This window comes from Allobosea sp. 2RAB26, assembly GCF_052115465.1.
Taxonomy (GTDB): domain Bacteria; phylum Pseudomonadota; class Alphaproteobacteria; order Rhizobiales; family Beijerinckiaceae; genus Allobosea.
The window spans coordinates 20,708-29,134 of the sequence record NZ_JBFRGS010000036.1 but is presented as its reverse complement, the minus strand read 5'-3'; the positions used below and the strand labels follow the sequence as shown (position 1 = coordinate 29,134).

Here is an 8,427-nt window from a genome sequence, read left to right as displayed (position 1 = left end):
CTCCGACCCGAGCCTCCAGATCCACATAGGAAAACAGCGATCCAGAGCGCTCATCCGACCCGCGCATCAAATGCCCCCAGCCAACTCCTCAAGCCGAGTGAATCACGCCAAACGCCGCCCCGCTACAGACTTTTTCAACAGCCTGTTAGGCGCGGAACCCAGCCCTGCCTCTGAAGGGACCACCGTGCCGGTGATGCACCTTACGCCTGCCTTATGCCGCTGGATGACAGCTCGCATAGCGAGCTTACGGGGAGAAGGCCGATCATCCGCTTTTCGCATGACGGAGGCGAACATGGTCACCTATGAGGCATCCCTGAGGCGCGACGCGAAGCAGTCTATCACGCCGCTCGCCGTCATCAGCCGTTCGGCGGGATCGCGCGCGACCTGTTGCAGTCCCTTGTCCTGCTGCTGCTTTTGGCCTGCATCCTGGCGGTCCGGATCAATTTTACGGCACCGCACTAGGCGCAGGCCGGAAGCGCGGCTGCCGATGCAGGATTGGCGCACCATATGGTGGGCATGCCCACCGGCATCAGGGAGATTGCCATGAGCACCCTCAGGTCTCCGGGTGAGTTCGAGCTTCTGCCGGACCCCGATACGCTGACGGCCTTGCAGCTCTTCAAGGCTCCGATGGTGGTTCGCTATGTCCTGGCGGTCGCGATGACCGTCATCGCAACCGTGGTGGCGGTCGGGCTCGACAACGCGGTGACGATCCCGAACCTGTCGCTCGTCTTTGTCGTCCCGGTGGTGATCGCGGCGGTTTTCTTCGGGCTGGGACCCTCGCTCTGCGCGGCTGTCCTCGGGGCGCTGTCCTATAATTTCTTCCTGACCGAGCCGCGTTTCACGCTGCGCGTCGACGACCCCGCCAGCATCTGGGCGATCGGGCTGCTCTTTGTCGTCGGTCTGATCACAAGCGCCGTGGCCTCGACCGCCCGCCGCAGGGCAGACGATGCGGCGCTGGCGCGGCGGCAGGCCGGGATCGTGCGGTCCTACAGCCGGGACATCGTCGCGGCCGGCGAACCCAGGGCGGTCTTCTCCCGCACCGCCAATGCGCTCGAAACCCTGTTCCAGGTCCCGGTCATCGTGATGCTGATGTCCGAGCCCCTGGGCGATCTCGTCGAGAGACGCGGCGCCATCGAGCCTCGCGAGGTCGACATCGAAGCGGCGCGCTCGTCGCTGACCACCGGCGCGGTTTCGGTGGCCGACGTCTACCCCTTCAACGGCTCGCGCTTCGATTTCTGGCCGGTGATGACGTCAGTAGGAAGCCGCGCCGTCATCGGGCTGGCGTTCGATCCCGAAGAGCGCCCGCCGCAGCCCGGCACCCTTGTCGAAATCATCGCAAGCCTTCTCGCCCTGGCCCTCGATCGTCAGCATCTCCGGACCGGGTCGGACGGGCAGGGGGCATCCTAGGCCGCTGCGACGCGCCCGAGACCGGATGCTAGTGCCTCAGGATACAGGCCACGCGCGACCCTGCCGCCGTCTCCAGGAGGGGCGGGCGGGCCGCGCTGCAGGTCTCGATCCGGATCGGGCAGCGGCTGACGAAGGGACAGCCTGGCGGCGGCGAGAGCGGGCTCGGCAGGTCTCCGGTCAGGATGATCTTCTCGCGCCGGCGTTGCAGCAGCGGGTCCGGCAGCGGGATCGCCGAGAGCAGCGCCTGCGTATAGGGGTGCTGCGGCGCCTCAAACATCGTATCGATCGGCCCGCTTTCCGTGACCGTGCCGAGATAGAGCACCATCGCCTCGTCGGCGATATGCCTGACGACCGACAGGTCATGCGAGATGAACAGATAGGCGAGGTTGAGATCGCGCTGCAGCTCGAGCAGCAGGTTCAGCACCTGCGAGCGGATCGAGACATCGAGCGCCGAGACCGGCTCGTCGAGAATGAGCAGGCGCGGCGACAGGGCCAGCGCGCGTGCGATCACCACGCGCTGGCGTTGCCCGCCCGAGAGCGCGCTCGGCAGACGCTCCGCGAAGGCGGCGGGAAGGCCGACCCGGTCGAACAGCTCGGCCACGCGCTTTCGCCGGTCGCTGCGGGTCCAGCCGGCGATGGCGAGCGGCTCGCTGATGCTGGCTTCGATACTCATCTTCGGGTCGAGCGCGGCGCTCGGATCCTGGAAGACGATCTGGATCTCCTGGGCGAGTTGCGCCCGCTCGCGCCCCTTCAGCCCGGTGATGTCGCGGCCATCGAACGCGACCGTGCCACCCGTCGCCTGTTCGAGGCCGATCACGGCATAGGCGGTCGTCGATTTGCCGCAGCCGGATTCGCCGACCAGCGCCAATGTGCGGCCGGCCGCAACGTCGAAGGAGACGCCGTCCACTGCCTTGACCACGCTGCCCGGCGTACCGACGCCGCGACGCAGCTTGAAATGGACCTTGAGATCGCGGACCTGAAGCAGCGGCGATGCGGTCATACCAGCGCCTCGACATGGTCCGAATGCCAGCAGGCGGCGCGATGGCTTTCTCCGACGCAGGCGAGAGGCGGCGGCGCCAGGCAGGCCTCGTCCGCCAGCGGGCAGCGCGTCCGGAAGCGGCAGCCATCGGGCCAGGACCCGGCGCTCGGGACCATGCCCTCGATGGTGCGCAGCACGGCCTTGCGCTGGCCCTGCAGCGTCGGAATCGTGGCGAGCAGGAGCTTGGTATAGGGGTGGCGCGGTTCGGCGAAGATCGGTTCGACCGCGCCGCTCTCGACGATGCGCCCGCCATACATCACGCAGACATCATCCGCGAGATCGGCAACGACGCCCATGTCATGGGTGATCAGGACGATCGCCGTGCCGACCTCTTCGCGCAGGCGGCGCATCAGGTCGAGGATCTGGGCCTGGATCGTCACGTCGAGCGCCGTCGTCGGCTCGTCGGCAATCAGCAGGGCCGGGCGACAGATCAGTGCCGAGGCGATCATGATGCGCTGGCACATCCCGCCCGAGAGCTCGAACGGATATTGGCGCGCGCGCCGCGTCGCATCGGGAATGCCGACGCGCGTCATCATCGCGATCGCCTCCGCGCGCGCGGCGCTGGCCGAGAGGCCGCGATGCAGGATCAGCGCCTCCTCGACCTGCTCGCCGACACGCATCAGCGGGTTCAGCGAGGCGACCGGCTCCTGGAAGATGATCGTCGCCTCATTGCCCCTGACATCGGAGAGCGCGGCCTCGCCAAGCCCTGTCAGGTCGCGCCCGTTGAGCCGGATCGCGCCGCCCATGAACCGTGCCGCCTTCGGCAGCAGGCCGAGCATCGAGAGCGCGGTCAGGCTCTTGCCGCAGCCGGATTCGCCGACGATGGCGAGGATCCGTCCGGCACCGACCGAAAGCGAGACCTGATCGATGATGCGGTTGCCGTCGATCTCGACGACGAGATCCTCGATCGCCAGGACGGGGGCCTCGGTCGTGCTCATGCGGTTGCCGCGACGACTGCCGCCCAGGCGCTGGTCGGATGGGCCATGCCGATGAAGCCGCCGGCGGAAGAGGTCATCACCGCCGACGGAATCGAGAAATTCACGGGGTAGAGCGTGTCCTCGACGATCTCGACCGGGAAGGCGGTGGCGACGGTCGCGGCGACGTCGGGTTCGGCGCGGGCGTCGATCTTGATGCGCGGCGTCGAGGCATCGATACGCGGGCGATGGAAGGCCTCCTCCAGGGACAGACCGAGATCGGCGATGCCGGAGATCAGCTGGAGCACGGTCGGGAAGATCGTGCGCCCGCCGGCCGCACCGATGGCGAGCACCGGCCGCCCGTCCTGGCTCAGCACCAGCGGGCACATATTGGCGAGCGGCTTCTGCCCGGCCGCGATGCTGTTCGGCTGGCCGGGGCGGGGATCGAACCACATCATGCCGTTGTTCATGATGATGCCGGCATTGGGCAGCGCGACCTTGGCGCCGAAGCGCGAGAGCAAAGTGTTGGTTAGCGAGACCATGGTCCCGTCGCGATCGACCACGCTGACATGGGAGGTGCAGCCCGCTTGCAGTGTCGCTGCATGGCCGAGCGTGGTCAGGCGCGTGGCATAGGCCTCGCGGATGGCGCTGGCATAGAGCAGGGCCCGTTGCGCCGGCGTCGTCTCGAGCGAGAGCGGGCCGGACGCCAGACGCCCCGCCGCATCGAGGAAGCTCGGCCCGCCGCTGAGGCCGGGAATGGCGGCAATGTCGAAATCGCGATAACGCCCGGTCAGCGGCGGCGCCCAGGTGACGTCATAGGCTGCGAGATCGCCCGGCCGGATGGCCGAGCCGCCGGCTGCGAGATCGACTGCCAGCACGCGCGCCGTCTCGCCCTCGTAGAAATCGCGCGCGCCGGACGTCGCCAACCGCCTGAGCAAGGCCGCCTTCTGCACCATCGGCTTGAAGCGCCGCGTATCGGCTCCGGCCTTGGGCGCATGGCCATTATCGAGCAGCAGGGCGGCCAGCACCGGGTCGCGGGCGATGCCCGCCACTTCGATCGCGATGCAGAGCGCCGCGAACCAGTCGATCTCCAACCCGCGCTCCGCATGCTCGATCGCCGGCTGCAGCGCTTCCTCCCAGGACAGGGTGCCATGGCGCTCCAACGCCGCGGCGAAACCGGCGATCGCGCCGGGAACGCAGATCGCACCATAGCCGGAGACGTTCCGGTCCCCCACCACGGAGGGCCAGGCGAACCAGTTGCCGGTCTGGGCATCGGTGAGCGGATAATCCGCCGGGTCGATGCCGGCAGGCGCCCGGACATTGAAATCGAGCGTTTCGGTCGCGCCGGTCCGGCCATCGGCATGGACGAGGAAACCACCGCCGCCGACGCCGGAGAGCCAGGGCTCGACCGTGCTGAGCACCAATGCGGTGACGATGGCGGCATCCATCGCATTGCCGCCGCGCGAGAGCACGGCCGCGCCGGCCTCGGCTGCGTGCCGGTTCTGTGCGGCGACGAGGCCATGGGCCGAATGGACGGCAGGCCGGCGGACGGTGAAGGTCTGCATCAGCGCGGCGTCTTGAAGCGTCGTGGCGCGCTTGGCTCGGCCAGGCGCAACGGCACGCTGAAGCGCTGGGCATTGGCGCTTGCGGCATGATGGGCCGCGAGTTCGCCGACGGTCGCGATCCAGACGCCGGGCGAGGAGGTGACCGCGTCGAGCAGCCGCTCCAGCATCCTGATCCGCCCGGCCCGGCCGGAAATCCAGTCATGGATCGTCAGCATCATCATCCGGCCCTCGCGATGCAGCATGTGCCACTCGTCGAGCCAGGCCTCGAGGATGCCGCCCTGCGGCGACGGTGGAGCCCGGTCCGTCGGGCTGCCGGTGAAGCGGAAATAGATCGCGTCATCGACCGCCCAGAGCACCGGAACCTGGGTAATGCCGTCGATCGTGTAGGGATGATCGAAGCCCATCAGCGAGCTGTCATAGAGGCCGCGCCGCTTCACCTCCGCCAGCATGGCCGGCGTCATCTCCCAGGCCGGCGAGCGGAACCCCTTCGGCACGATTCCGGCCTGGGCTTTGAACAGCGCCAGCGATTCATCGAGCGCGCGGGCGAATTCCTCGGGACCGGCTTCGGTCGCGATCTCGTGGAGATAGCCGTGCAGGCCGATCTCGTGGCCGCGCTCGACGAAGGCCGGCAGCAATTCCGGATGGTTCTTCGCCACCAGCCCCGGCACGAACATCGTCGCCTTGATGCCGTAGCGGTCGAGCAGGTCGAGGATGCGCCAGATGCCGATGCGCGGGCCGAACAGCCGCTGCTCGATCTGTCCGAGCGTGGCGGGCGCGCCCTCGGACAGGTTCCAGAGATAGGGGCTCTCGGCATCGACATCGACGCTGAAGCAGAAGGCGCTGCTCTTGCCGGCCGGCCATTCGTAATCCGAGACGGGAAAGCGCGCAGGCGCAAGGGAGGTTGTCATCGTGCCCTCCACTAGAGCGGGTTCTTCTTGTCCTGATGGACGGCGAGCGAGCCGATGGAGTTGCCTCCGTCGATCGTCAGGGTCGCGCCGGTGACATAGGCCGAGGCGCTGCTGGCGAGATAAAGCAGGCCATTGCCGACATCCTCGCGCGAGGAGGGGCGGCCGAGCGGGATCTGGGAGATCGTGCTATGGATATGCGCCTCGGTCAGGTCGCTGACCTTGCTGCCGGCGGCAAAGCCGGGCTCGAGCGCATTCACGCGGATGCCGAATTCGGCGAGCTCGACGCCAAAGCCCTTGGTCAGCCGGTCGAGCGCCGTCTTGGAGGTGCAATAGGGCACGACGGTGCGCCGCATCTTGCGCGAGGCGCCCGACGAGATGTTGATGATCGAGCCCTTGACGCCCTGGCGCACCATCTGCGTCGCGATCTCGCGGGTCAGGATGAAGGGTGCGCGCAGGTTGACCGAGAAGATCCGGTCGAACTCTTCCGTCGAGGTGTCGAGCAGGAAGCCGCTGGGATAGATGCCGGCATTGTTGACGAGGATGTCGACCGCGCCCCAGCGCGTACCGATCTCGGCCGCAAGCGCCTTGATCGAGGCTTCGTCGGTCAGGTCGGCCGCCTTGGTGAAGCTCTCGCCGCCGAGCCCGAGCGAAGCCGCTAGGGCCGCAAGCTCGTCTTCGCGCGCATCGGTCAGCGCCAGCACCGCGCCGGCCTCGTGCAGCGTTTCCGCGATCCAGCGTCCGATCACGCCGCAGGCGCCGGTGACGAGCGCGCGTCTTCCCTTGATGTCGTCGAACATGGTCATGATCCCTAGCGGAAACGGGGGTCGAGGCGGTCGCGCACGGCATCGCCCGTCAGATTGACGGCCAGCACGAGCACAAAGAGGCAAAGCCCGGGGAGGGTCGCAGCCCACCAGGCGGTCGCGACATAGTTGCGGCCGGTCGAGAGCATCGCCCCCCAGCTCGCGGTCGGCGGCTGCACGCCGAGCCCCAGGAAGGAAAGGCCCGCCTCGAACAGCACCATCAGCCCGAATTCGAGCGTCGCGACGACGCTGACCGCGCCGATGATGTTGGGCAGGATATGGCGGAAGAGGATGCGCCCGGCGCCGGCGCCCATCAGCGCGGCCAGCCGGACATAGGGCATCGTCGCGACCGTGAGTGTCTGGCTATAGGCCACGCGGGCGTATCGCGGCCAGCGCGTCAGCGCGAGCACCATGATGACGTTGACGAGGCTCGGCCCCAGCACCGCGACGGTGATGATCGCGAGCAGCACGGCCGGGATCGAGAGGAAGACATCGACGACGCGCATCACCGCGACCTCGACGAACCCGCGCCGATAGCCGGCAATCATGCCCAGGACCGTGCCGACGGTCCCCGACAGGATGACCGAGGCGAAGGCGACGATCAGCGAGACCCGCGAACCATGGATGATCCGGCTGAGCAGGTCGCGGCCGAGCTCGTCACTGCCCAGCCAGTAATGGAAGCTGCGCGAGACGGTGCCTGGTGGCTTCAGCCGGCCGGCGAGGTTCTGGGCATTGGGGTCATAGGGCGCGAGCCAGGGCGCCAGGATCGCGACCAGCACCACGAGCGCGATGATCGCGACCGGCCACCAGCGGCCAAGCGCGAGGCGGCGGCGCGGGCCAGGGCTGGAGGCAGCGATCGCGCTCATCGCGCCCCGTCCAGCACGATGCGCGGATCGATGATGCTGTAGAGCACGTCGGAGAGCAGGTTGAGCAGCACGGTGACGAAGGCCCCCATCAGCACGACGCCCTGCACGATCATGAAATCGCGGGCCAGGATCGCCTGCACAGTCACCTGGCCGATGCCGGGCCAGGCGAACACCGTCTCGACGATCACCGCACCGGCGAGCAGGTTCGAGATTTCCAGCGCCGCGACTGTGATCAGCGGGATCGAGGCGTTGCGGGCGACATGGCGCAGCAGCAGCCGGCCGGTGCGGACCCCGCGCGAGCGGGCGGTGCGGGCATAGTCCTTCGAGAGCTCGTCGAGCAGGGCCGAGCGGGTGATCCGCGCAAAGGTCGCCATGCTGAGCAGGCCGAGCGCGAAGGAGGGCATGATGAGATGCGAAAAATCGCCGGTGGAGGAGGGTGGCAGCCAGCCGAGCAGCACCGAGAAGACCAGGATCATCAGGATGCCGCTCCAGAAGGTCGGCATGCTCTGGGCCGCCAGCACGATGCCGGAAGCGGCCTTGGCGATCGGCCTGTCGCGAAACACCGCGAGCAGGATGCCCATCGGCACGCCGATGCCGCAGGCGACGACGAGCGCGCCCGCCGCCAGCATCAGCGTGTAGGGCAGGCGCGAGGCGATGATGGTCAGCACCGGCACGCGCTGCACCACGGACTGGCCGAGATCGAAACGGGCGAGATCAGCCAGGAAGTCGAGATATTGCAGCAGAAGCGGCCGGTCGAAGCCGAGCGCATGGCGCAGCGCCTCGACATCGGCCTTGGTCGCGGTCTCCGGCACCAGCAGATAGGTCGGATCGCCGGTCAGGCGCTGGACGAAGAAGATCAGCGTCACCACCCCGAGGATGGTGACGAGCGCCTGTCCGGCACGCCTGAGAAGAAAGCCCTGCACGAAGC

At 67.9% G+C, this 8,427-nt stretch carries 8 protein-coding genes; 1 reads left to right on the top strand and 7 read right to left on the bottom strand.

Annotation, left to right across the window (positions count from 1 at the left end):
• Positions 1-543 precede the first annotated feature (543 nt).
• Positions 544-1,407 carry a DUF4118 domain-containing protein gene (locus tag AB4118_RS33025; RefSeq protein ID WP_441493729.1) on the top strand — a complete coding sequence of 288 codons (864 nt, stop codon included), beginning with the start codon at positions 544-546 and terminating at the stop codon, positions 1,405-1,407.
• Positions 1,408-1,435: 28 nt separating this feature from the next.
• Here the strand turns inward: AB4118_RS33025 and AB4118_RS33020 are convergent, their stop codons facing one another.
• From AB4118_RS33020 to AB4118_RS32990, 7 genes are read right to left on the bottom strand one after another with little or no spacing between them, the layout of a single operon-like run.
• Positions 1,436-2,407, bottom strand: a complete 972-nt coding sequence (locus tag AB4118_RS33020) for an ABC transporter ATP-binding protein (RefSeq protein WP_441493728.1) — start codon at positions 2,405-2,407, stop codon at positions 1,436-1,438.
• Positions 2,404-3,384: an ABC transporter ATP-binding protein gene (locus AB4118_RS33015; RefSeq protein ID WP_441493727.1), complete on the bottom strand. Its 981-nt coding sequence runs from the start codon at positions 3,382-3,384 to the stop codon at positions 2,404-2,406. The genes AB4118_RS33020 and AB4118_RS33015 overlap by 4 nt, the downstream gene beginning before the upstream one ends.
• Positions 3,381-4,925, bottom strand: a complete 1,545-nt coding sequence (locus AB4118_RS33010) for a gamma-glutamyltransferase family protein (RefSeq protein WP_441493726.1) — start codon at positions 4,923-4,925, stop codon at positions 3,381-3,383. The genes AB4118_RS33015 and AB4118_RS33010 overlap by 4 nt, the downstream gene beginning before the upstream one ends.
• A complete protein-coding gene (locus tag AB4118_RS33005) occupies positions 4,925-5,833 on the bottom strand; it encodes a polysaccharide deacetylase family protein (RefSeq protein WP_441493725.1) in 909 nt (302 codons plus the stop codon). The genes AB4118_RS33010 and AB4118_RS33005 overlap by 1 nt, the downstream gene beginning before the upstream one ends.
• Positions 5,834-5,844: 11 nt before the next feature.
• A complete protein-coding gene (locus AB4118_RS33000; RefSeq protein WP_441493724.1) occupies positions 5,845-6,630 on the bottom strand; it encodes an SDR family NAD(P)-dependent oxidoreductase in 786 nt (261 codons plus the stop codon).
• An 11-nt stretch (positions 6,631-6,641) separates the two neighbouring features.
• On the bottom strand, positions 6,642-7,499 hold the full coding sequence (locus AB4118_RS32995) for an ABC transporter permease (RefSeq protein WP_441493723.1): 858 nt from the start codon (positions 7,497-7,499) through the stop codon (positions 6,642-6,644).
• Positions 7,496-8,422: an ABC transporter permease gene (locus AB4118_RS32990; protein WP_441493722.1), complete on the bottom strand. Its 927-nt coding sequence runs from the start codon at positions 8,420-8,422 to the stop codon at positions 7,496-7,498. Before AB4118_RS32990 ends, AB4118_RS32995 begins: the two co-directional genes overlap by 4 nt.
• Positions 8,423-8,427 lie beyond the last annotated feature (5 nt).